Consider the following 20,869-nt stretch of genomic DNA (forward strand, 5'->3'; position numbering starts at 1 on the left):
AGTATTCGCAACGCTCCAAACGTTGCTTTCAGACCGGCCAGATGCGATTTCATGTCCCAAATACCGAGGTGAATAATCCAGGTTTCAATAACTAATGTTACGGGAAGAGTAATTAGAATACAATTTAAAATGTTAGCGGCATCAAAAGTTGGATATATACCATTATGGATTTTCCTAGATTAATGGTGCCACCAAATTGTCAGCAAGTTAGTCAAAAAAACGAACGTCGCGACATTTCCTAATTCAGGAAGCACAGTGACGTTCGTTTTTGTGAAAGCTATTTATTGCTTGCGTTCCGCTACAATGCGGTAGTAAACACCAGAAGTAATGCGGTACATCAGGACGTAGACGAGGGCAAAAATAGCAAGTGTGCCGGCGATAATGAGCATGTAAGTTCGCCAGTTCGTGATGCCAAACAGGACCATAATGCGCTGCACGAAGGGTGCGGCAACTAATGTGTGCACGGCTGCGACGACGAGCGGCACGTAGAAGAGGGTGAGCAGTTGACTGCTGACGGTCTTCTTAATCTCGGCGCGACTGAGGCCGACTTGCTGTAAGATGGCATAACGCTTGGCATCCGCTAGACCTTCCGAAACTTGCTTGTAGTAGAGGATGAGCGCGGTGGCCATGATGAACATCAGGCCAAGCAAGATGCCCATGAAGAGGAAGGCACTCATCCACTGCATGATGCTGTCGCGGGATTCGGCGCGCGAATTGACGCCGATAATCCAACCAGATTCGGCAAGCTCACTTTTGCGGACAGCCTTGGCAAAATGCATCTGCTGGCTGTCGCTACCGCTGAGATTCATGTATACGATGGTGCTAGTTTGCAGGTAGTCCAGGACGCCTTTGTTCGCGTTAGAAAATGCGCTCATGGCACGTTTCAGAACATTTGCGTTGGCGAAGACAATCAAAGACGTGTGCAGGCCGTTACTGCTGTCACCATAGGGCAATTTTTGCGCCGCCGCGGTAGTGAAATTGTTGCCGCCAAGATGCAGGGTGCTTGGCCGTGTGCCGGCACTCGTGTAGTAGAGTACCTGCGTGTTTTTGAGTTTTCCGGAATAACTGTGCAGTCGGCGGTAGGCAGCTACCGTGGTAACGGTGGTCATGCTCAGGTTGTCGTCTGGTCCGAACAAACCTGAGTAGTCGCTATCTTTTGCCAGCCGCAGTTTACCATTTTTGGAAATAGTTGGAACTGTGGCGTAACTGGTGACTGGCGTGCTGCTGGTGATGGTTAGGTGCTGCTTTTTGGCGAGCTTACTAATGGTTGCTTGGGCCTGCTTTTCGTAGCGCACATTACCGTAGGATTTGTCCGCGTGCAGTTGGTAGGTCAGATCAACCGGTGTTTCAAGTGCCACAATCTGATCAACACCCTTGTAGAGGGTGAAGGTGCTGGCGATGGTAACTAAGGTCATTGTGGCTAGAATCGCGATTGAGGCCAATCCAGACCCGTTCTGGCGCATTCGGTGGATCATGTTGGCTGTGTTGATGAAGTGGGCAGGTTGATAATAATAGTGCTTGTTCTTCCGCAACAGTTTGCAGATGAAGACGGAGCCGGCGATGAAGAGCGCGTAGGTGCCAATAATTACTAGGATGACGGCAACCAGGAAGAATTGCATCGCGCCTAGTGGTTTGGTGATACCCACGGCGACAGCGTAACCGGCGGCAAGTGCGATGAAGCCGATCAACGTCAATAGCCAGCGTGTCCTGGGTTCGCGTTCCCCTTCACTGGTGGCGCGCATCATCTCGATTGGCTTATGTCGTGCGAGCCAGACGCTGTCGAGGATAAACAGCCAGCAGAAGATCAGCAGCATGATACCCGCCGTAATCAGAATGGGCACAGGTGAAACGCCGAAGCCGGTACCCCGCGGCACCTGCAAAATTTTGGCCAAAAGCAGATAGGTGAGACGGGCGAAGGCAGTACCGATGATACTGCCGGCAAGCAGGGTGATAAGCAAGCTGATGCCGAGTTCACCGGCGACGACGCGGCGCAGTTCGCGCTTGCCGAAACCAATAATGCTCTGCAGGGCGAGTTGGCGGGTGCGTTGCTTGAGCAGGAAACTGTTGGCGTACCAGGCCATAATCAGTGAGAAGATGGCCATGACGACACTGCCATACTTGAATAGTTCGGCGGCTGCGGTCCGGGTGCCGGCGCTACCGGCGGCGAACATGGAATGAGCACTGGTGTAGGCAGAAATCATGATGATGTTCATGACGGTCAGGAAAATGGTGGCCACGAGGAAGGGGATGAAGATGCGTTTGTGGGCGCGAATGTTAGTGGCGGCAAGACGGAGATAGAACATTATTCCGCCTCCTTATTACCCGTGAGCATGGCGGTCATTGTGCTGGAAATCTTGACGAGGAGTTCGTCGTTGCTCATATCTCCACGGTAAAGTTGGTGGAAAATGTGGCCGTCGCGAATGAAGAGGATACGCTGGGCGTGACTAGCTGCAACCGCGGAATGTGTGACCATCAGGATGGTTTGTCCTTCAGTGTTCAGATTGCCGAGGAGCTCCAATAACGCGTTGGCCGTTTTGGAGTCGAGCGCGCCGGTAGGTTCATCCGCCAGCAGTAGTTCGGGATTTGTGACGAGTGCTCTAGCAGCAGCGACGCGCTGCTGCTGGCCACCGGAGAGCTCGTAGGGGAACTTCTGCAACTTGTCGGCTAGGCCGAGTTTAGGCGCCAAATCGGCAATTCGCCTTTGCATCTCGGGAACAGGGGTCTTGCTCAGGACCAGCGGCAGGGCAATGTTGTCGTAGACGTTGAAGGTGTCGAGCAGGTTGAAGTCCTGGAAGATGAAGCCTAGGTGTTCACGCCGGAACCGGGCGGCGTCTTGTTCTTTGATGTTACCGAGTTCGCGACCGCTCAAAGTGATGCTGCCGGAAGTCGGCTTGTCGAGAGCGGCAATCAGGTTGAGCAGCGTGCTCTTCCCAGAGCCAGATTCACCCATAATGGCAACGTACTCGCCGGCCTCCACGGTCAGCGAGACATCGGTCAGCGCATGCGTGCTACGGGCACCGAAGCGGGCGTGGTAGGTTTTGGCAACTTGTTTGAGTTCGAGTAATGAGGGCATGGGAATCTTCTTTCCGGCGCAACGAAACGTGCACCTTTCTTGATACTTCTACCCTAGCATCTAGCCTGATGCGGCGGTACTTACAAGCATGCAGGCAAACTTACAATGCTGTAAGTTTACTCGCTGTGCCACTCCTGCTGGGCAAAATGCAGGCGGACGGTCGTGCCGTGGCCAAGCGTTGAGTCAACGGTGATGTTTAGCCCCATTTTGTGGGCGATGGTCTGACTCATGTAGAGCCCGAGGCCACTGGCCTTCTGGTTGTAACGGCCATTGTAGCCGGAAAAACCGGGGTCAAACAGGCGCGGCAGGTCGCTCGCCATGATGCCCATGCCGGTGTCGGTTACTGCCAAGGAGTCGCCGTCCCAGTAAACGTGCACGTTGCCAGTTTTGGTGTATTTGGCGGCGTTCGTCAGAATTTGCTCCAGAATGAAGCTCAGCCACTGACTATCACCCACGACTTGTGGTAGTTCATCGACGCGCACGGCCAGGTTCTTACCGATGAAGAGGGGCGCGAGCTGGCGTAACTGCTGCTGCACCAGCGGCAGCAGTGCTAACTTTTGCAGCACGAGGTCGATGTTGACGTCTGCCATTTTGACGTAAGTCAGCATCATACGCACGTAACGCTCAATACTGCGCACCTCGCCGCGCGCCGCAGTGGTGTCGACCGGCTTCACCTGCAGCAGGAGGTCCAGGGCTGCCAGCGGCGTCTTCATCTGGTGGCTCCAGAGTCCGAAGTGCTCGTTAAAAGCATGTGTTTGCGCCTTAGCCGCCTCTTCCGCGGTCTTTTGGCCAGCCACAGCCTTCGTTAGGAGCTGCTGATAGGCGACCAGTGTCGCGTCTGGAGACGGTGACAGTTGCGTGGCCTCCGCTGCTGACAAGGTGTGTAGCAGTTGCAGGCGCCGGCGCCAACGCAGAAAATCAGCGGTGATGAGCGGGATGAGCAGAACCGCGCTGAATAGACACAGGTCGAGAAGCGCGATGGCTGGCAGTTCTTCGAGCCACCAGGTGCAAGCAGCAATGATGAACAATCCGATGGTGCCGCCAATGGCGAGACGGCGACTGCGCAGGTACTCCCAGAGGCTATTCATTGGTCGGCACCACGAGGCGGTAGCCTTGGCCGCGGACGGTTTGGATGCAGTCATCCAGCTCAATTGGTGCCACCTTTTGACGCAGGCGCGTCATCGTCACCGCCAGCGTGTTCTGATCAATAAAGGCGTCACTTTCCCAAAGGTGGGTGATGATGGCTTCACGGGAGACAACTTGCTGCGGGTTGGCGAATAAGAGACGCAAAATGCGAGTTTCGGTCGGCGACAGGTCGATGCTGCCGGGCTTAGACTGGCTACTGATCCGGTTATCAAGCGCCGCCAGCGTGAAGGGGCCACTGCTGTAACTTCCGTCGGTACTACCATCAACTTGGTATTCGTAGGCGCGGCGGAGTAGACCTTGAATTTTGGCCAGCAACACTGGTAGTTCAACTGGTTTAGCGAGGAAGTCGTCGGCGCCCATGTTCATTGCAAGCACAAGGTTCATGTCCTCGCTGGCGCTGGTCAGAAAAATGACCGGCACGTGCGAATGCTTTCGCAGCAGCTCGAGCCAGTGGAAGCCGTTAAAGTAGGGCAGACGCACGTCCAGCAGCACCAAATTTGGCGATGTGTTGCGAATTTCGGCGTCGACCGCCGTCAAATCGTTGGCAATCTGCACGGCATAACCCCATTGCGTCAGGTATTGGCTGATAGTGCGCGCGATGACGGCATCATCCTCCACAATAAAAATCTTCTGCATGTTTGCCTCCTCGAGTGATTTGGCTTAAGTGTAGCATTTGCTCGCTTGCCGATCGCCCGTCGGGAAAATTTTGGCAAAATGTTCGGATTTGTGGGCTTGAAGAGGCAAAACCCGAACAATATCCCGTAAAAATCCGCACAAACTACCTATACCGCTTGTTTACGTTCGGAAACATTGCTATCATGGTTAAGGCTTTGAAACGCATATCCAGGAAGGGGTATTTTTTATGGGCACAGTAGTTATCGTTGGTACACAGTGGGGCGATGAAGGTAAGGGTAAGATTACCGACTTCATGAGCCGCGGCGCCAAGATTGTGGCGCGCTACCAGGGCGGCGACAACGCCGGCCACACTATCCACGCGAACGGTCAGGTTTACAAGTTGCAACTTGTACCATCTGGCATCCTTTACGAAGACCAGCTCTCCGTTATTGGTAACGGGGTAGTGGCGAACCCGAAGAGCCTGCTCGGCGAACTCGGCCGGCTGCACGAACAGGGCGTCTCTGGCGACAACCTGCGCATCAGTGATCGCGCCCAGGTCATCTTGCCTTACCACATCCTGCTCGACAAGTTGCAGGAAGCGGCCAAGGGTGATGGCAAAATTGGCACGACCGGTCACGGGATCGGCCCTGCCTACATGGATAAAGCGGGTCGCGTTGGGATTCGTTTTGCCGACCTCCTCGAAAAGGACACCTTCGCAGCTAAGCTGAAGGCCAACCTGGACGAAAAGAACGTGTTGCTCACGAAGGTTTATGACCACGATCCACTGGACTTCGACCAGATTTTTGACGAATACTACGCCTACGGTCAGCAGTTGGCCAAGTACGTTGTCGACACCTCCGTTGTGCTGAACGATGCACTCGATGCTGGCGAAAACGTGCTGTTTGAAGGTGCGCAGGGCATCATGCTCGACGTGGACCAGGGCACTTACCCATTTGTCACCTCCTCCAACCCAGCTGGAGGTGTCTCCACCGGTTCCGGGGTCGGTGCTTCCCGCATCGACCGCGTTGTTGGGGTTGTGAAGGCCTACACTTCCCGCGTTGGGGATGGCCCATTCCCAACTGAACAGCTGAACGAAACGGGTGACTTCATCCGCAACGCCGGCCACGAATTCGGGACCGTTACCGGACGTCCCCGGCGCATCGGCTGGTTTGACGCTGTCGTGGTTAACCATGCCAAGCGCGTTGCCGGTGTTACCGACCTGTGCATCAACTCCATCGATGTGCTGACTGGCCTCGACACACTGCGCATCTGCACGGCTTACAAGAAGTCGAACGGTGAAATCATCACGCGTTTCCCAGCATCACTCAAGGAACTGGCCGACTGCACGCCAGTTTACGAAGACATGCCTGGTTGGACGGAAGACATCACCGGCGCCAAGACGTTGGCTGACCTGCCTGAAGCTGCGCGCAACTACACCAAGCGCCTCGCTGAACTCATCGGTGTTGACCTGCTGACCTTCAGTGTCGGTCCAGACCGTGACCAGACGAACGTGCTGGAAGATATTTGGGCAAAGTAAGCGTAGACCGCAATGCGGGTAGCGCCTGAGTATTAACGTCAAAAAGAGTCACCGCAATTATTTTGCGATGACTCTTTTTTAGCGCTTAATGATGTCTAGCTTACTAATTGGTTTTGCGTGCATGCTTCTCTGATCAAGATGGCCCATGTACTTGCCATCAATCATCAAGGCGAACTTTCCCTGGTGTTCGTAAACAAAATCGCGCCCGGGAATGATTTCGAAGGTACCGGCGAGCTTCTCTTGCACCTCCGGATAGTTAGAGAAGTCCGGTTCCACAATCACTGCACTGGCCAATAGCGGCACCGCAATGATGAGTGCCAGTAGTAGCGGTTGCGTGCGCCGCACCTGGCGCCCCGCCAGCATGAACTCAATACGCTCGCGTAGCGTGGCGCCTTCGAACATCGTGAACTGCGGTAGTAGTGCCGCCAGTCCTGGTTGGTAAGCGGTCTGGGGCTGTTTCTGCAGCTCACGGGTGATGTTGAGCAAATTTTGTGCGTAGGCGGTGGTGGTGTTACCGGCGCGGACGACCTGCTGGTCAACGCGCATCTCGATGATGAGGTTGACCTGGCGCCGCAGCAGGTAAATCGGCGGGAACCACCAGTAGGCGCACACGAGTACGGCCAGCAGGTACTTCCAGAGCACGTCATGGTTGCGCACGTGCTGGAACTCATGCGTGAGCACGCTGCGCAAAGTGGCCGCGTCCATTGGCAAATCTGGAAGCACCAGTTGCGGCTGGCGCACGCCGCACACGAATGGCGATACGGCGCCGTGCATGCGCGCCACGCGCACGCCTTGAGGCACCGCAAAAGTCTCTGGCAGTCTTGCTTCTGCTAAGTGCTGGATGGCGTGGTTCAAGCGGCGGGTGCGTATGACGAGCCGCCCGATACCGACCAAACTGCCTAGCCCCCAGATAAGCGCCAGCATTTTGCCAATGCTAAAGGCGCCAAGCAGCGGTGCTGCCAGAAAAGTGAAAATCGCCGGCACGATGGTCAGCGATGCGAAAGTATGCGTATTAATGAATTCCAGTGGCAAGACCATCCGCACCAAGGCGATGATGGCAAAGGCCGCAATGAAGTCAATGCGAAACACCCGGTACGATTGCTTGCGCGTTAGCAGTAGTTGCAGCAGGCCGGTCAGCACGCAGCCGTATACCAGGGTGATTAAGAATGAGGCGAGCGACAGGTGCATGGGCGACCTCCCGACTAGTTATTCGCGCGCTCTTGGTCGATGAGCTGCTGCAGGTCGTCGAGGTCACTAGCCTTGGCGTCCTTGTTGATGAAGTGTGCGACGAGACCCTTGAGCGCGTTGCTGCTGATGACGGTGGCGTAGTATTCTTCCTCCGTCAGCGTTGCGACGTATTCGCGGGTGAGCACGGTCCCACTGTAACCGATGCTGGCGGCCTTGATGTAACCCGCCTTGAGCAACTTGCGCAGCACCGACTGCACCGTGTTCATGCTGATATCTGCCTGATCGGACACCGCGTGCGCGGCCAGTGGCTTATCGCTAGCCCAGAGCACCTTCAAAATGTCTTCTTCACGGCGCGTCAGCCGAATCTTTTCTGTCATGTTCATTTTCCCCCTAATGACTACTTACTAATAGTATAACCAATATGGCTAAAAATAGGGAGAGTGTGGATTTTTACATTTAAGTGACAAGGAGTCATAAAAGCGCAATAGTAAAAAAATCCTGTCCACGGACCGCGCGGTTAGCGCCAATTCATGGACAGGATAAGGGTTATTACAGGTTTGCTTTAAAGAAATCGCTCAGCTTGCTAAATGGAATCAGTTCGGTGCGGTCATACAAATCAACGTGCCCCGCGCCAGGAACTTTGTAGAGCTCCTTAGGTTCGGCTGCCTTTGCATAAGCCTCCTCACTGAAACCGAGGGACATCGCCTGATCGCCGGCAACAAAGAGCAATGGCCGCGGCGAGATGGTCTCCACGTCGCTGAGTGAGTAGAAGTTGAGCAACTTAGCAAAAGTCGTCAGTGTCGGGTGAGTCGTCGTATCCGCCGCGCCGCGCTGGGTGCGGTAGAAGTCGTAGAACTCAGTGGCAAAAGCATCAGAGCTTTCGTCAATGGTTTCGGGTGTGCCGGAGGTGTAGGCGATGGCGCTACCAGCAGCTTCCACGTCGCGCTGCGCAGCTGCTTCATCAACCATGGCGTGGCCGCCCATCATGTCCCGCTGGCCACGGGCAACAGCACCCATATCGGTGAGGCTGACGGTCGCGATGGCCTTTAGGCGGGTGTCAATTTTGGCTTCATTAATGGCAAAACTGCCGGACGCGCAGATGCCCAGTACGCCGATGCGCTTGGCATCAACGAAGCTCAGCTGGCCCAGGTAGTCGGCGCCAGCGGAGAAACTCTCGGAGTAGAGATCTGGTGCCATGGCATTGCGCAGACGGCCTTCACTCTCGCCCCAGAAAACCTGGTCAAAAGCTAGCGCAACGAAACCTGCTTCGGCCATCTTGGTGGCGTAGAGGTTTGCAGCCTGTTCCTTTACGGCGCCGTTGGGTGCGCCCACAACGAGCGCAGCGGACTTAGTCGTCTTATCTAGCGCCTTCGGGGTGAAGAGATTACCGGCTAGTTGCATGCCGTAGACGTTGCTAAAGGTGACTGGCTGCATGTCTACCGCATCGCTGGTGTACCAATTGTTCGCACCGTGGTGCCGATTGCCGGTTGGCAGTTCAGGGTTACGCGCGGCGACGTTGGCGCGACCAGCCGGGTACTCAGGGTTATTCAAAAATTCTGTCATAGTGCCATCTCTGTTTCTGTTATGACGCATTCCAGCCCCCAAGACTTTGCTTTAATTATATTATCCTGCGGCGGAAATACAACTGTTTGTTGTTATTTTAACGTTGCTTATCTAAACCCATGCCGGCTTGTCGCCAGCGGTGTTCGGTTTGTTCAAGCCAATGCTGTCATTTGGGTAGAGCGCGGGATCCTTAATGACCCGCACGATGAAGTCGGCGACGCTCTGCCGGGAAACTTCGGTACCCTTGAAGGCTTCATTGGCGCCGGTAGTTTCGTAGTCGATTTCGCCATTATCCGTCAGCCATGCGGGTCGCAGCTGCGTGGTGTTAATCTCCGGATGAGCGGCAATCAAGGCCGCAGAATCGCGAAAGCCGGGCAGGTAGGCGGCAATGGCCAGTTCGTTCCACTCCCCAAACTTACCGGGAACTTCGTGCAAGGCGCCGAGTGCACTGTAGAAAATTAGGCGCTTGCGGCCCGTCTGCTTCATAGCGCTAAGCACCCCAGCGGCAGATTTAGCGAGGTCAGCGCCGCCAAGGTTAGAGTAGACAATGTCCACGTCTGCCATTGCATTTGCGAGTGCGGTAGCGTCTTGGGCGTCGCCATCAATGATGGTGACGCGCGGGTTAGCGGCATAGCGGTTGAGGCGCGCGGCGTTGCGCAGGAAGAGGACAAGCGTATCTTGCGTTTCGGCCAGCAAGCGATCGGTGACGATTTGGGCGGTGGCGCCGTGTGCGCCGAGAATTAGAATTTTGCGCATGGGAATCCTTTCTTACCATGGCTGGTCGGTTGGGCCAACTGTGAATTCATTGACGTTAGTGTCGGCCGGCATGTCGATAGCAAAAGCCACCACCTTGGCAATGCGGTCGGCGCCGATTTCGTAGCTATCGTAGACTTCTTGCATGCCTTTAGCTGAAGCCTTGTCGGTGATGGTGTCGAGCAGTTCGGTCTTGATGGCCGCTGGGTAGATGGTGGCAGTGCGGATGTGACTGCCTTCCTGGGCGGCTTCCATGCGCAGCACTTCCATCAGGTCGCGGACGGCCCACTTGGTTGCGCCGTAAACCGCGCCGCCAGGGTAAGCCTTGAGGCCGGCAACGGAACTGGTGGCGATGAAGTGGCCAGACTTTTGACCCTTAAAAGTTGGCAGGGCGGCGGCGATGCCATTGAGTACGCCCTTGAGGTTAACGTCTACCATGCGGTTCCACTCGTCGACCTTGAGGGCGGACAGTGGGGAGTTGGGCATCAGGCCAGCGTTTAGGAACATCACGTCGATGCCGCCGAACGCATCCTTAGCGAGCTGCACGAGGTTTTCGTTGTCAGCTGGGCGAGTAACGTCGGTGACGCGGTAGACGGCTTGGCCACCGGCGTCGATGATGGCATCAGTCAGTGCCTTGAGCTTGTCTTCGCGGCGGGCACCGAGGACGACTTTTGCGCCCTGGCTCGCGAGCAACTTGGCGGTTTCCGCGCCGATACCGCTGGAAGCGCCGGTGATAACAACAACTTTATCTTTAATCATATTGAGTTTCTCCTTATTAATGAGTTTGAACGTTGCGAATGAAGTGCGCGGGCACGCCGCCGACCATGGCATTAGCCGGTACATCCTTGGTGACGACCGCACCGGCGGCCACGATGGCGTTAGCACCGATGGTGACCCCGGGGACGACGGTGACGTTGGCGCCCAGCCAGGCGCCGCGGCAGATGCGCACGGACTTAAGGACGAGGTCGCGGCGGTGCGCCGGGTCTTCCTGATGGTTGACCGAGATGAGGGTGACGCGCGGGCCGAGCAGCACGTCATCTTCAATGGTGATGCCGCCCAGATCAACGAAGAAGTTCTCGCGATTGATGAAGACGTGCTCCCCGATGATGGTGTGCCGGCCAAAATCCGTCTGGAAAGGTGGATTGATAACGCTGCTAGCCGGCAGGTTGTAGCCGAGAATGTCTGCCAGGATGATGCGGCGTTCCGCAGCGGTGCGCGCCTGGTTAAAATCGATCAGGTGGTTGCCAGTTTCTGCCACAACCGCGTCCGTTGCCGCGGCTGTGTCGCCGGCCCAAACAACTGGACCGGCGTTAATTAAATCGTCTAGGTTCACGTGCGTGCCTCCTTGTGATGAGTTCATGATAGAATGCGGTCGGATACATGTCTAATTCCTAAATTTGATGCTATACTATGCCTAAAATGCATGGGGATGAACGCATGGAATTACGGGTGTTACGTTATTTCTTGATGGTCGTTAATGAGCGCAATATTTCGCGCGCCGCGGACAAACTGCATGTGTCCCAGCCAACGATTTCGCGCCAACTCAAGGACTTAGAAAATGAACTTGGGGTGACGTTGTTTGAACGCGGCAGTCGCAGCATTGATCTAACGAGTGCCGGCGAATATTTTGCCAAGCAGGCGCAGCAGATTGTGCAACTAGCTGATAAGACGGTTGCCAACGTCAACCAAACGCCGGAATTGACCGGTAGCATTCTGATTGGCAGCGCGGAGGCACCGATGATGACGTCTGTTGCCAAGGCGATTGCCCAGCTAGCCAAAACGGCGCCGGGCGTGCGCGTCGGGCTCTACAGCACTGACGCGAACGAGGTGAACCAGAAGCTGGCGGCCGGTGTCTTCGATTTTGGCGTGGTGATGGAGCCTCTCGCTAAAGATGATCAGGACTTCATTAGTCTGCCGGGGACTACAGCGTGGGGGGTGTTGGTGCAGCGGGATTCACCGCTGGCCCAGAAGACGGCCATCACTGCCGCTGATTTAACTGGTCAGCGGCTCATCATGCCGCAGCAGCATGGCAGCATTGATTATCTTAGCGACTGGCTCGGCAGTAGTGAGGTTAAGCTGAACGTGGTGGCGAGCTACAATTTGCTCTATAACGCCGCAATCATGGTGGCGGCGGGTGTGGGAGCTGCGCTGTGCCTCGATGGCATCATCAACACGGCTAATTCCGACTTGGTGTTTGTGCCGCTGACGCCGCGACTAGAGGCCCATTCAAGTATTGTGTGGCTGCAGCACAGCCCGTTATCGCCAGCAGCCACCGCGTTTTTGAATACGCTGCGCGCGATTCTGCCTAGTGATTACTGAACGAAGGTAATACCGTGCAGACGGTAGGCCTCTTTGCAGGTTGCCACGTCTAGAATTAATGGTTGACCAGTGTCGAGTTCCGCAATCTGCGCCATGTCACTGTCGCTAAGCGTGAAGTCGAAGACCGCGAAGTTTTGGCGGATGCGCTCAAGATGCACGGACTTGGGGATGGCGATGATGCCGGACTGCAGGAGCCAGCGCAGAGTGGTCTGCGCTGCGGTTTTGCCGTACTGCGCACCGATTGCACTCAGCGTTGGGTCGGTGAACAAGTGGTGCTGACCTTCTGCAAAGGGTGCCCAGGCCATCGGCGTGATGCGGTACTTGTCCATGAGTTCACGCAGGTCGTGGCGCTGAGCGAAGGGGTGTAGCTCGATTTGGTTGATTGCAGGTACGATGTCGAAGGACGCGATGAGGTCAACCAGACGGTCCGGCAGGAAGTTGCAGACGCCAATTGCCCGAATTTTGCCGGCGCGGTACAGATCTTGCAGCGCACGCCAGCTGCCGAAATAGTCGCCGTAAGGCATGTGGATGAGGTAGAGGTCTAAGTAGTCGGTTTGCAGGTTCTCGAGCGTCTTCCGGAAGGATGCCATGGTTTTGTCGTAGCCACTGTCTTGAATCCAGACCTTGCTGGAGATGAAAATCTCGCGCCGCGGCACGCCGCTTTTGGCAATGGCCCGACCGACCGCGGCCTCATTGCCATAGCAGGCGGCCGTGTCGATGAGCCGGTAGCCGGTCTGCAGGGCGTCGAGTACGCTCTGCTCACATTGCGCTAAGTCGTCGATTTGAAAGACGCCGTAGCCGAGTTGGGGCATGGTGACGCCGTTGTTAAGTTGAAGCTGTTGCATTAGGTTGCCTCCCTAAGTGATTTTGTCATCAGCTTAAGGAGAAAATCAGTTAATGTCTAATGCTTATATTGGGGGTGTAAGCATACGAATTGGTTATAGTTAAAGGAGGAAGCCGCCGTGTCGCAGCCAGATACTAAGCGTGTTTCGATGATTGAGTTGTTCTATGATTTGGTGTTCGTATACATGATTGCCCAGGCAACGAGCTTGTTGCGGCACTTGCAGCACGGTATCATTGCGCCAAGTTCCCTATTGCTCTTCGCCTTCATTATCATCGTGTTCATTAATTCGTGGATGGTGCAGAGCGTCTTCACTAATCGTTTTGGTGAGTCGTCGTTGATAGACATCGGCTTTGCCTTCGTGGACATGATGATTGTGCTCTACATGTCGAATGCATTCGGCAACGGGGCGGCGTGCAGTCTGCGCCCGTTTTTCATCGCGGCTGGCCTACTCTCGCTGACCTTATTTCTCCAATACTTACTGGTGGTGTTGCGGACGGATCAAGCCGTTGACCGCAAAATTGCGCAGCTCTTTCTCGGCATTTTGGCGCTACGCACGGGCAGTCTGCTACTGGCAGGGGTATTGCCGCCGCAAGCCGACATCGTTTGCGCACTGATTGGGGTGATTGTCAGTTGGGTTGCGCCGAGCTTCACCGGTTTTGCGACGAGTAAGCACCCGATTATCTTTGCACATCTGCTTGAGCGCTTGACGAGTTTGACGATTGTGTTGTTCGGGGAAGTCATTGTCGGGATTGCCGGCTTCTTCACAGAAAGCAGCTTCTCCATTACATCGGTACTGATTTTTGTCATCGTGGCAACGCTGTTCTTTGCCTACATTACGCAGTTTGACCACTTGATTGACGACCACCGGCAAGGCCAAACGGGCAATTTGCTCATTTACTTGCACTACCCAATTATCTTCGGTCTGAGCATGATTAACGTCGCCATTGAACTCGTCACGAATGCTACGGCGAACCACGCTTTTGCCGTGAGCTTCTTGTACGTTGGCCTGACGCTGTTTAACTTCGGTATCTGGCTGGCGCAGCGCTACAACAAGCCGCAATACCAGGGGCATGCGCGCCAGAACTGGGGCTACATGGTGGTCATGGCGCTGGGCTGGGTGCTGTGCTTGCAGATGACGCAACCGTTGCTGGTGCTCCTACTGACGGCGGTTGTGACCAGTGCGGGCAGTGTGATCTTGGTGACTCACATGCAGAAACAGCAGGTGCGTCAATAATGTGTGTTTCACGTGGAACATAATTAACTGGGTACATTTGGTCGATAATACGTTTTTTATTAGCGTTAATAATAACGTTATAATTAACGCCTTAACTAAACTAACACAGGGGTACACTATGAGAAATAAGCATGCCGCCATTATCATTGTGACGTTGTCATTGACCGTGTTATTATCCATCATGTTACTTAGAGCGTACGGGCTGGGGACACAAGATGTCTTTCCGCGCGAGGGTGAACCCAAGACCACAAGCTTGGTGACTTCAACTAAAAATATTTATTCCAACCACTACGTACAACAAACAATTAGTCATTATTCTGACTTTACGTACCTTTTGGTGCCAGGCGGTGGTCAAGACAAAGCCAATGTTGAAACTCCGGCCATTGGGACATATGCTGTGCAGCCCGGTTTAAAGACGACACGGACGCGTAATTTGCGCACCGGTAAAATTGAGACGTGTACAGGCATGACGCCTCAGGGGGTCACACCGGCGGGCAAATACTTACTCACAACGGCGTATGATCACTACAAGCATCATGCGTCGGTAATTTACGTTCAAAGTCTCAAAATACATCGCTACCTCAAGACAATCGTTCTTAAAGGACACCCGCATGTCGGCGGTATTGCTTACGATAAGCGCCATGGCCAAGTATTGATTTGCGGGCGACGTAAGGGCGAAGCCAGTATCATCGGCATCACGATGAAACAGATTGCGAGTTATAACGAGAAGGCGGCTAAACCAATTGTTTATGATCAAGAAGCCGTGCTGGGTACAATTGGGCGAGCATCTTATGTCACCGTTTATCGGAATCAGTTATACGTCGGCCTGTTTCGCCGTCGCGGCTTAGGATACGTGCAAAAGTACCACTTGGAAAAAGACGGCGGGGTGTCAGGCAAGGACATTTCGAGTGAATTTTGGACGACGTGGCGTGTGTACGCCGAAGCGATGACTAACCAGAACTTACTAAAGCAGATTCAGGGTTTAGCGATTTACAAGGGTTATGTTGTCTTGTCGCAGTCGTATGGATCTCGCAACTCACATATCTATTTATTCAGGCAACAAACCGGAACGTACAGCGAAGATAAAGCATTGATGACCATCACTGCGCCACCGCATCTCGAACAGATTACAGCGTACCGCGGGAAACTATACATGGCTTTTGAGGGTGCGGCACAGCCGTACCGCCGCAAATCGCAACGCAAGACGGATCGCGTTTTGACGCTTGATATCAAAGATGTGGTCGATTACTACCGGAGTCAGGAAAAACGTGCTCAGAAGACACACAAATCGGTGAAGAAGGTGAAGAGTCATGCAAACGCCAAACGTTAAATCAGCAAAAGTTCGTCATCATTTATCATGGTTGCAAGTCACGATATTAGTGTGCGGTTTCTGGCTGACTTACTTGGCTGGTAATACCCGCAATCCCCTGGCTAATTTTGCTGCAGTGTCAGTTTATGATGTTAAGACGGTGGATGTCAGTACACATCTTGTACTGCAGCTGCTTGCTGGGCCGCTAGCCGGGACACTAATCATCACGTTACTGATAACAGTGATTGGTGGCCGTAATCTTTGGCGGGCGCTCTTGCAGCACTTATCGGCTCGCGATTGGTGGTGCTTAGTGCCACTGTCCGTGGTCATGGCGGCATTACGCTGGGGACTGACTACTGCTGCTAATCAATTGCCTTGGACCTGGCTCAATAGTGACGTCATTGCGGATATCCAGTGGTTTGATTTTAGCTTAATTGGGGTTGTTGCAGTGCGTGAGTTGCTAACGCTGGCGACTGTGCTATTGGTGTTGTTAACCGTATTGATTGCTTTCGAAGATCGCGTGCGGTTGTCATGGCGGTGGGTGCTTTATCTGGCGTTAGGCGTGCTGGCGGCAGGACTGGGAACAACTAGTTTGCAACCGACATTTGTACGTAATTTGCTGGTGCTTGGCGTACCTGCAATCGCCTCGCTGTTAGTGTATTCTCGTTGGCGTAATTTTTGGTTTGTGCTGCTGAGCTATGAATTGGTTTGGCGTATCGTTTGTGTTGGATTTGTATTGTTTATGTGGTGACGCATGTAGTTAATTACCGGCCGTTGAATAATGGCGCGAAATGTCATGGGCTTGGTCGGCGCTGCTTCCTATAATGGGGACAACATCAAATCCAGGAGGCAACAAACATGACAGTTATTTTGATTACAGGAGCATCTAGTGGTATTGGCAAGAGCGCGGCACTGCAGTTGGCGCAGGCGAGGATGCTATGCGTGATGATGGGAATCAATATCACAGATGTGGCAATTCATATTCAAAAAAACGGGTCGCAGCGCTGCGACTCGTTTTTATCTAATAAACCAAGCGGACGACGACACTGTTTATGAAGCGAGACCTTGCCGCCGAACTAATTGCTCAAGTTGCTGCCGTGCAGATGTGGTGTCCACCGAAGTCAGCAACGGAACCAGTTGTGTCAGCAGATCATCACCGTATTGCCACCACTGAAAGTCTTCCAGCCAGTCAATTGTAGCCTGATTAAAACGGGAACGAATGATTTTAGCAGGATTACCACCCACAATTGCGTAGGCGGGGACGTCCTTGGTGACTAAAGCGTAGGCGCCGATGATTGCGCCGTCACCCACGTGTACGCCAGGCATAATGACTGCGTGCCGCCCAATCCAAACGTCATTGCCGATAACAGTGTCCCGCTTGACGGGCATATCGGCTTTGCTCATTCCTAGTTTACTGATTAAATTGGCGTCGAGTTCTGGGAAAATAAACGTCGAGAAGGTATTCATGGGGTGGTTGGCAGCACCCATGATGAAGCGGACATTGCGTGCGAAGCTGCAAAAACTGCCGATGATGAGGCGATTATGGCCGGGTCGGTTATACAGAACGTTGTCGCTGCCAAAATCAGTGCCAGCGGCCGCATCGTAAAAATTATGCCGACCCGTGATGATGTTTGCAGCTAAGTTTTGCTCTTCAACCCACATATTAAGCAACCTCCTTACGTAAAATGAAGCGGCGAATGGCATAAGTCATGACGAAACTGAGCACGATCCCACCGGCGAGTGTTGGCAGAATGTCGACACCGAAGACGTGCGGACCATAGTTGACTAAGTAGGTACCGGAGTAGCTGCCGAGTGCACCGAAAATGAAATTGGTCAGCAAGATGGCAATATTTTTGCCGTGAATCAGGTAATCGAAGCCGTAAACGAATGCACCCATGAGTGCGCCGATAATAACTGCAGTAATGATGGTTAACATAGTTGAATTCTCCTTATTTTGTGTGCTTAATGGGCATTTTGAGTGTTGGTCGCTGGCGGCGGTAATGGTGCCAGTAAGTCGCCAGGCCACCGCAGAGAGCGGTGAAGATGAGCAGTTTGCTTAGATTCATGACGAGCCTCCCTAATGCATGAGTTGAAAAGCCTGTTTGCAATAGTCAGCGGCGGTGTCATAAGTCTGTTCGAGAACAGGCGCTAGTTTTTGCGCGCGGCGCGTTTGTGCCCAATTGAAGCTGAAGTAACCCAACGCCCAGCCAATAAATCCAGGTACAGCTAAGATGATTGAGACTAGTAGTAGGCCGCCGATGTAGGCGAAAACGGAACCGCCCATGAAAACTGTACCTAGTAGCCCGACTCCTAAGGCCACCATGGTGGGAACGGAGGTTTTGCTACTTTCCATTGCGGCCGCTGCGGCCATTTCCTGTTCGAATTGTTTTTGCAGGCGGTTCAAGGCTGCCTTTTCTGGCAGGCTGCGATTGCGCTTGAGTTTTAAGGTAACCGTGTTTTTGCCAATGTCGGGCGTGCGGTCAGTGACCGTCCAGCCGAAGTTGGTGTAGCCATCGAGGTAGGCGTTTTGCATGGACTTGGGGATGCGTTGTTCGAGGTATTCGTAAGCGATGAAGTTGTTATCTGACATGTTGAGGAATCTCCTTTGACTTAATTAACAAAGTCAGTATAACCAGCGGGTATTAGCGAATTGTTCACGAGATGTTGCTGAGATGTTAAATCGGTTTTGGGCAAAAAAAATACTGGCATCTGCCAGTAAATTCTCAGCGGGGAAGCCGAACGGTGAAGATACTGCCGTGATCGACAACGCTTGCTACTTCTATTTGCCCATGAACGAGTTTCAAAATTTGGGCCACCATGGCTAATCCTAAACCGTTGCCCATGGCCTTGTGCGATGAATCGCCTTGGAAGAATTTTTGAAACATGTGCGTCTGGGTCTGCTTATCCATGCCGGCACCAGAATCACTGATGCTGACGGTGACGTGCTTGCTGTGCTGAGTGACGGTTAGCCTGATTTGCCCACGGTCTGGTGTGAACTTAATGGCATTGGCCAACAGGTTGTTCCAAACTACTTTGAGTAGTTCCGGATCACCAATCATGGCCAGCCGCTCCGGCATGTCCACGTCTAAGTCTAATTGGTGCGCTTCAAGAGTGGGGTCATGCGCAAAAATGACCTGGGTCAGTTGCTCGACTAAATCAAAGGGCACCCGTTTTGGTTCCGTAACTTGTGTCTCCAGCTTGTTCAGCCGCAAAATATTGGCGACGAGTTCGGCAAGGTCGGTTGCCGCAGTGTCGATAGTCTTTAAATAATCTGCGCGGGTGGCGGCGTCTAAATCACCTTGTTGTAGTGTTTCAGTGTAGCTTTTGATAATTGCTAAGGGACGTTTGAATTCGTGCGACACGTTCGCGACGAAATCACCGCGTAGTGTTTCAATCGAGTTCAGTTCCGCCACCATGGTGTTGAAGTTGGCAAACATCGCGTCAAGATAATCATATTTTTCCGGTCTGTGGACGGGTTGCAGGTAGACGGAGTAATCGCCACCGGCAACTTTCTCGGCAGCGGCACTGAGCGCGCGCAGCGGCTTATCGAAGGTGCGGTATTTCTGCCAGGAAGTCAGTGTTGCCAAGATGACCGCAACAATCAGGCAATAAAGCAAGTACCAGCCAGCGTAGGGTGAAAATACATCTTGCCAGTCCTTGCTGTAAGCAATTCCCGGAACGGCGGCCAGTAAGCCGAAGCCGAAAAACAGACCAATCATTGCGAGCCAGGAAAAACGATTCGTGTGGGTAATAAAGGCTACTTTGGATTTAGTCATTGATTAAGACTCCTTTGTAACCCAGCCCGTGCACAGTTTTGATGGCAAAACCGTCCGCGTCAGAAAACTTGTCCCGCAACTTGGTAATATAGACGTCCACTGAGCGCAGACTGGTTTCGCTGTCGAGATCCCAGAACTCATTAATCAACTCCGCGCGTGAAAAAGCATGGTTGGGGTAAGTCAAGAATTTCGTTAACAGGTCAAACTCGCGCACGGTTAACGGTACTTCAACATCGGCAAGGGTGGCGACGCGACTATCTGCGTCTAGGGTGACATTGCCGACCGTGAGTTGTTGCGACTTCCCAATGTTGGCCCTGCGCAGGAGGGCGTGCACCCGCATTTTGACTTCGTCGAGTTGCACGGGCTTAATCATGTAGTCATCGATGCCAAGGTTAAAGCCTTTTTCCTTGGAAGCAATGTCGTCGCGCGCCGTAATGAATAGAATTGGGATGGCGGGATCGGTGCGCCGCACGGTTTCGGCGAAGGTGTAACCGTCGATGTCCGGCATCATGATATCCGACAAGATTAAATCAAAAGTTTGTTCATACATGAGGTTGTAGACGTCATTGGCACTGCTTGCGCCTTGCGCTTGATAGCCGGCCTGCACCAGAGTGCGAGTGAGAATGGCGTTAAACTGATCATCATCTTCGACAACTAAGATTTTTTTGCATGGCTGCTCCTTTTGTTCTTGTAATGATAAGTCGCGGTGCGCGGCAAAAACGGTAATCCAAATGCCCACGAGCACAATGAGCAGGCTAACGGCCATTCCGAACAAGCCGGTCGCCGTTGTCGCTTGGGCACTATGTTGATACGTCAACAGCGCATACTGGGTCAGCACAATCGCGGTTATGCCGTCGGCGACGCTGTAGGCCTTTAGTAAGGTGATTAAGGGACTCAGCAGATGCCGCGAACGGACTAAACCGATGATTGCGGAGGTCAGCTTGAAGAACCCCAGCATGGCGACAATCAGTGCAGCGTTCAGGTTAAACTGCTGATTATATCCGTGTGCATACATGACGAAACAGAAGATTCCAAAGCTAAGACCAATCAGACAATAGCCAATGCCACCCAGTGTTAAGAAGGCTTGCTCGGCGCGAATTTTGGTATTAACCGGTGCTTGCTTGACGCGAATGCGTTGGTATTGCCGCAGGGTTACAATCTTGAAAATCAGCAAAATCAGGTAGTAAGTTCCGAAAATCAGCAACCAATTTGAAAAGAATAGGACACCCATGACGAGCTTAGCGACGGCCATCAGCAAACCAATCGGCACACTGAGTGCGGCATATAGGGCTACTCGATCGCGCCGGTGGTCAATATTAAAGGGGAGATGTAGGCGCCGGATAATCGCGTTGAGCATGGAATACCTCCAAAGAGTTGGTTATTTTGAACCCAGTATAGCTTAATTTGGTCGTTGCTGGTCAGCGAGTTCGACATCAATCGCTGGGCCAATGGTTCAGCGCAGGCAATAGCAGTGCCAGAATAATCTGGGCGCAGTAGGTGCATGTTGCAACT

22 protein-coding genes are annotated in these 20,869 nt (G+C 53.4%); 6 read left to right on the forward strand and 16 right to left on the reverse strand.

The window, feature by feature from the left end:
* Positions 1–281: 281 nt before the first annotated feature.
* The 4 genes from EKM97_RS05805 to EKM97_RS05820 form a co-directional block, all read right to left on the reverse strand.
* Positions 282–2,303, reverse strand: a complete 2,022-nt coding sequence (locus EKM97_RS05805) for an FtsX-like permease family protein (RefSeq protein ID WP_125571440.1) — start codon at positions 2,301–2,303, stop codon at positions 282–284.
* The gene (locus EKM97_RS05810) at positions 2,303–3,073 is read right to left on the reverse strand and encodes an ABC transporter ATP-binding protein (protein ID WP_125571441.1); all 771 of its coding nucleotides are present in this window, start codon (positions 3,071–3,073) and stop codon (positions 2,303–2,305) included. The genes EKM97_RS05805 and EKM97_RS05810 overlap by 1 nt, the downstream gene beginning before the upstream one ends.
* A gap of 116 nt (positions 3,074–3,189) precedes the next feature.
* The gene (locus EKM97_RS05815; RefSeq protein ID WP_164507454.1) at positions 3,190–4,161 is read right to left on the reverse strand and encodes a sensor histidine kinase; all 972 of its coding nucleotides are present in this window, start codon (positions 4,159–4,161) and stop codon (positions 3,190–3,192) included.
* Positions 4,154–4,855, reverse strand: a complete 702-nt coding sequence (locus EKM97_RS05820) for a response regulator transcription factor (RefSeq protein WP_125571443.1) — start codon at positions 4,853–4,855, stop codon at positions 4,154–4,156. The genes EKM97_RS05815 and EKM97_RS05820 overlap by 8 nt, the downstream gene beginning before the upstream one ends.
* 226 nt (positions 4,856–5,081) lie before the next feature.
* On the opposite strand from EKM97_RS05820, the gene EKM97_RS05825 reads away from it, so the two are divergent.
* Positions 5,082–6,371 carry an adenylosuccinate synthase gene (locus EKM97_RS05825; RefSeq protein ID WP_125571444.1) on the forward strand — a complete coding sequence of 430 codons (1,290 nt, stop codon included), beginning with the start codon at positions 5,082–5,084 and terminating at the stop codon, positions 6,369–6,371.
* Between the two features lie 78 nt (positions 6,372–6,449).
* Here the strand turns inward: EKM97_RS05825 and EKM97_RS05830 are convergent, their stop codons facing one another.
* The 6 genes from EKM97_RS05830 to EKM97_RS12160 all read right to left on the reverse strand — a co-directional run bounded on the left by EKM97_RS05830 (position 6,450) and on the right by EKM97_RS12160 (position 11,208).
* Positions 6,450–7,559 (reverse strand): M56 family metallopeptidase, encoded by a 1,110-nt coding sequence (locus EKM97_RS05830; RefSeq protein WP_125571445.1) that lies wholly within the window; start codon positions 7,557–7,559, stop codon positions 6,450–6,452.
* A gap of 14 nt (positions 7,560–7,573) precedes the next feature.
* Entirely contained in the window at positions 7,574–7,936 is a 363-nt protein-coding gene (locus EKM97_RS05835; protein WP_164507455.1) for a BlaI/MecI/CopY family transcriptional regulator, read from the reverse strand.
* Positions 7,937–8,108: 172 nt separating this feature from the next.
* Positions 8,109–9,122, reverse strand: a complete 1,014-nt coding sequence (locus tag EKM97_RS05840; RefSeq protein ID WP_225419225.1) for an alpha/beta hydrolase — start codon at positions 9,120–9,122, stop codon at positions 8,109–8,111.
* A 111-nt stretch (positions 9,123–9,233) separates the two neighbouring features.
* Positions 9,234–9,878 (reverse strand): NAD(P)H-binding protein, encoded by a 645-nt coding sequence (locus EKM97_RS05845; protein ID WP_125571447.1) that lies wholly within the window; start codon positions 9,876–9,878, stop codon positions 9,234–9,236.
* A gap of 12 nt (positions 9,879–9,890) precedes the next feature.
* A complete protein-coding gene (locus tag EKM97_RS05850; protein ID WP_125571448.1) occupies positions 9,891–10,634 on the reverse strand; it encodes an SDR family oxidoreductase in 744 nt (247 codons plus the stop codon).
* Positions 10,635–10,650: 16 nt separating this feature from the next.
* Positions 10,651–11,208 carry a DapH/DapD/GlmU-related protein gene (locus tag EKM97_RS12160; protein WP_318530773.1) on the reverse strand — a complete coding sequence of 186 codons (558 nt, stop codon included), beginning with the start codon at positions 11,206–11,208 and terminating at the stop codon, positions 10,651–10,653.
* Positions 11,209–11,312: 104 nt separating this feature from the next.
* Here EKM97_RS12160 and EKM97_RS05860 point away from each other — a divergent pair, with 104 nt between their 5' ends.
* Positions 11,313–12,194: a LysR family transcriptional regulator gene (locus EKM97_RS05860; RefSeq protein ID WP_125571486.1), complete on the forward strand. Its 882-nt coding sequence runs from the start codon at positions 11,313–11,315 to the stop codon at positions 12,192–12,194.
* Here EKM97_RS05860 and EKM97_RS05865 read toward each other — a convergent pair.
* Complete coding sequence (locus EKM97_RS05865) at positions 12,188–13,039, reverse strand: aldo/keto reductase (protein WP_125571450.1); 852 nt, start codon at positions 13,037–13,039, stop codon at positions 12,188–12,190. The genes EKM97_RS05860 and EKM97_RS05865 overlap by 7 nt on opposite strands.
* A gap of 117 nt (positions 13,040–13,156) precedes the next feature.
* Here EKM97_RS05865 and EKM97_RS05870 point away from each other — a divergent pair, with 117 nt between their 5' ends.
* The 4 genes from EKM97_RS05870 (at position 13,157) to EKM97_RS05885 (ending at position 16,637) form a co-directional block, all read left to right on the forward strand.
* Positions 13,157–14,272, forward strand: a complete 1,116-nt coding sequence (locus EKM97_RS05870) for a low temperature requirement protein A (RefSeq protein ID WP_191985986.1) — start codon at positions 13,157–13,159, stop codon at positions 14,270–14,272.
* A gap of 160 nt (positions 14,273–14,432) precedes the next feature.
* Positions 14,433–15,602 (forward strand): hypothetical protein, encoded by a 1,170-nt coding sequence (locus EKM97_RS05875; RefSeq protein WP_164507456.1) that lies wholly within the window; start codon positions 14,433–14,435, stop codon positions 15,600–15,602.
* Positions 15,583–16,332: a hypothetical protein gene (locus EKM97_RS05880; RefSeq protein ID WP_125571452.1), complete on the forward strand. Its 750-nt coding sequence runs from the start codon at positions 15,583–15,585 to the stop codon at positions 16,330–16,332. The genes EKM97_RS05875 and EKM97_RS05880 overlap by 20 nt, the downstream gene beginning before the upstream one ends.
* Before the next feature lie 107 nt (positions 16,333–16,439).
* Positions 16,440–16,637 (forward strand): Rossmann-fold NAD(P)-binding domain-containing protein, encoded by a 198-nt coding sequence (locus EKM97_RS05885; RefSeq protein ID WP_125571453.1) that lies wholly within the window; start codon positions 16,440–16,442, stop codon positions 16,635–16,637.
* On the opposite strand, the gene EKM97_RS05890 is transcribed toward EKM97_RS05885, so the two are convergent.
* The 5 genes from EKM97_RS05890 to EKM97_RS12265 form a co-directional block, all read right to left on the reverse strand.
* Positions 16,632–17,243, reverse strand: a complete 612-nt coding sequence (locus tag EKM97_RS05890; protein ID WP_225419226.1) for a CatB-related O-acetyltransferase — start codon at positions 17,241–17,243, stop codon at positions 16,632–16,634. The two genes, EKM97_RS05885 and EKM97_RS05890, sit on opposite strands and share 6 nt — an antisense overlap.
* Before the next feature lies 1 nt (position 17,244).
* Entirely contained in the window at positions 17,245–17,517 is a 273-nt protein-coding gene (locus EKM97_RS05895) for a hypothetical protein (protein WP_125571456.1), read from the reverse strand.
* 141 nt (positions 17,518–17,658) lie between these two features.
* The gene (locus tag EKM97_RS05900; protein ID WP_125571457.1) at positions 17,659–18,171 is read right to left on the reverse strand and encodes a hypothetical protein; all 513 of its coding nucleotides are present in this window, start codon (positions 18,169–18,171) and stop codon (positions 17,659–17,661) included.
* Positions 18,172–18,304: 133 nt separating this feature from the next.
* Positions 18,305–19,357 carry a HAMP domain-containing sensor histidine kinase gene (locus EKM97_RS05905; protein ID WP_125571458.1) on the reverse strand — a complete coding sequence of 351 codons (1,053 nt, stop codon included), beginning with the start codon at positions 19,355–19,357 and terminating at the stop codon, positions 18,305–18,307.
* The gene (locus tag EKM97_RS12265) at positions 19,350–20,714 is read right to left on the reverse strand and encodes a response regulator transcription factor (protein ID WP_225419227.1); all 1,365 of its coding nucleotides are present in this window, start codon (positions 20,712–20,714) and stop codon (positions 19,350–19,352) included. The genes EKM97_RS05905 and EKM97_RS12265 overlap by 8 nt, the downstream gene beginning before the upstream one ends.
* Between the last annotated feature and the right edge of the window lie 155 nt (positions 20,715–20,869).

The organism is Lacticaseibacillus songhuajiangensis (genome assembly GCF_003946025.1).
Lineage (GTDB): Bacteria > Bacillota > Bacilli > Lactobacillales > Lactobacillaceae > Lacticaseibacillus > Lacticaseibacillus songhuajiangensis.

Excerpts from the sequence above, each read along its gene's own strand:
- EKM97_RS05840 (WP_225419225.1), bottom strand. The coding sequence starts at position 9,122 with ATGACAGAATTTTTGAATAACCCTGAGTACCCGGCTGGTCGCGCCAAC.
- EKM97_RS05830 (WP_125571445.1), bottom strand. The coding sequence starts at position 7,559 with ATGCACCTGTCGCTCGCCTCATTCTTAATCACCCTGGTATACGGCTGC.
- EKM97_RS05825 (WP_125571444.1), top strand. The coding sequence starts at position 5,082 with ATGGGCACAGTAGTTATCGTTGGTACACAGTGGGGCGATGAAGGTAAG.
- EKM97_RS12265 (WP_225419227.1), bottom strand. The coding sequence starts at position 20,714 with ATGCTCAACGCGATTATCCGGCGCCTACATCTCCCCTTTAATATTGAC.
- EKM97_RS05900 (WP_125571457.1), bottom strand. The coding sequence starts at position 18,171 with ATGTCAGATAACAACTTCATCGCTTACGAATACCTCGAACAACGCATC.
- EKM97_RS05850 (WP_125571448.1), bottom strand. The coding sequence starts at position 10,634 with ATGATTAAAGATAAAGTTGTTGTTATCACCGGCGCTTCCAGCGGTATC.
- EKM97_RS05810 (WP_125571441.1), bottom strand. The coding sequence starts at position 3,073 with ATGCCCTCATTACTCGAACTCAAACAAGTTGCCAAAACCTACCACGCC.
- EKM97_RS05860 (WP_125571486.1), top strand. The coding sequence starts at position 11,313 with ATGGAATTACGGGTGTTACGTTATTTCTTGATGGTCGTTAATGAGCGC.
- EKM97_RS05820 (WP_125571443.1), bottom strand. The coding sequence starts at position 4,855 with ATGCAGAAGATTTTTATTGTGGAGGATGATGCCGTCATCGCGCGCACT.
- EKM97_RS05880 (WP_125571452.1), top strand. The coding sequence starts at position 15,583 with ATGCAAACGCCAAACGTTAAATCAGCAAAAGTTCGTCATCATTTATCA.
- EKM97_RS05835 (WP_164507455.1), bottom strand. The coding sequence starts at position 7,936 with ATGACAGAAAAGATTCGGCTGACGCGCCGTGAAGAAGACATTTTGAAG.
- EKM97_RS05885 (WP_125571453.1), top strand. The coding sequence starts at position 16,440 with ATGACAGTTATTTTGATTACAGGAGCATCTAGTGGTATTGGCAAGAGC.
- EKM97_RS05845 (WP_125571447.1), bottom strand. The coding sequence starts at position 9,878 with ATGCGCAAAATTCTAATTCTCGGCGCACACGGCGCCACCGCCCAAATC.
- EKM97_RS05890 (WP_225419226.1), bottom strand. The coding sequence starts at position 17,243 with ATGTGGGTTGAAGAGCAAAACTTAGCTGCAAACATCATCACGGGTCGG.
- EKM97_RS05895 (WP_125571456.1), bottom strand. The coding sequence starts at position 17,517 with ATGTTAACCATCATTACTGCAGTTATTATCGGCGCACTCATGGGTGCA.
- EKM97_RS05905 (WP_125571458.1), bottom strand. The coding sequence starts at position 19,357 with ATGACTAAATCCAAAGTAGCCTTTATTACCCACACGAATCGTTTTTCC.
- EKM97_RS05865 (WP_125571450.1), bottom strand. The coding sequence starts at position 13,039 with ATGCAACAGCTTCAACTTAACAACGGCGTCACCATGCCCCAACTCGGC.
- EKM97_RS05805 (WP_125571440.1), bottom strand. The coding sequence starts at position 2,303 with ATGTTCTATCTCCGTCTTGCCGCCACTAACATTCGCGCCCACAAACGC.
- EKM97_RS05815 (WP_164507454.1), bottom strand. The coding sequence starts at position 4,161 with ATGAATAGCCTCTGGGAGTACCTGCGCAGTCGCCGTCTCGCCATTGGC.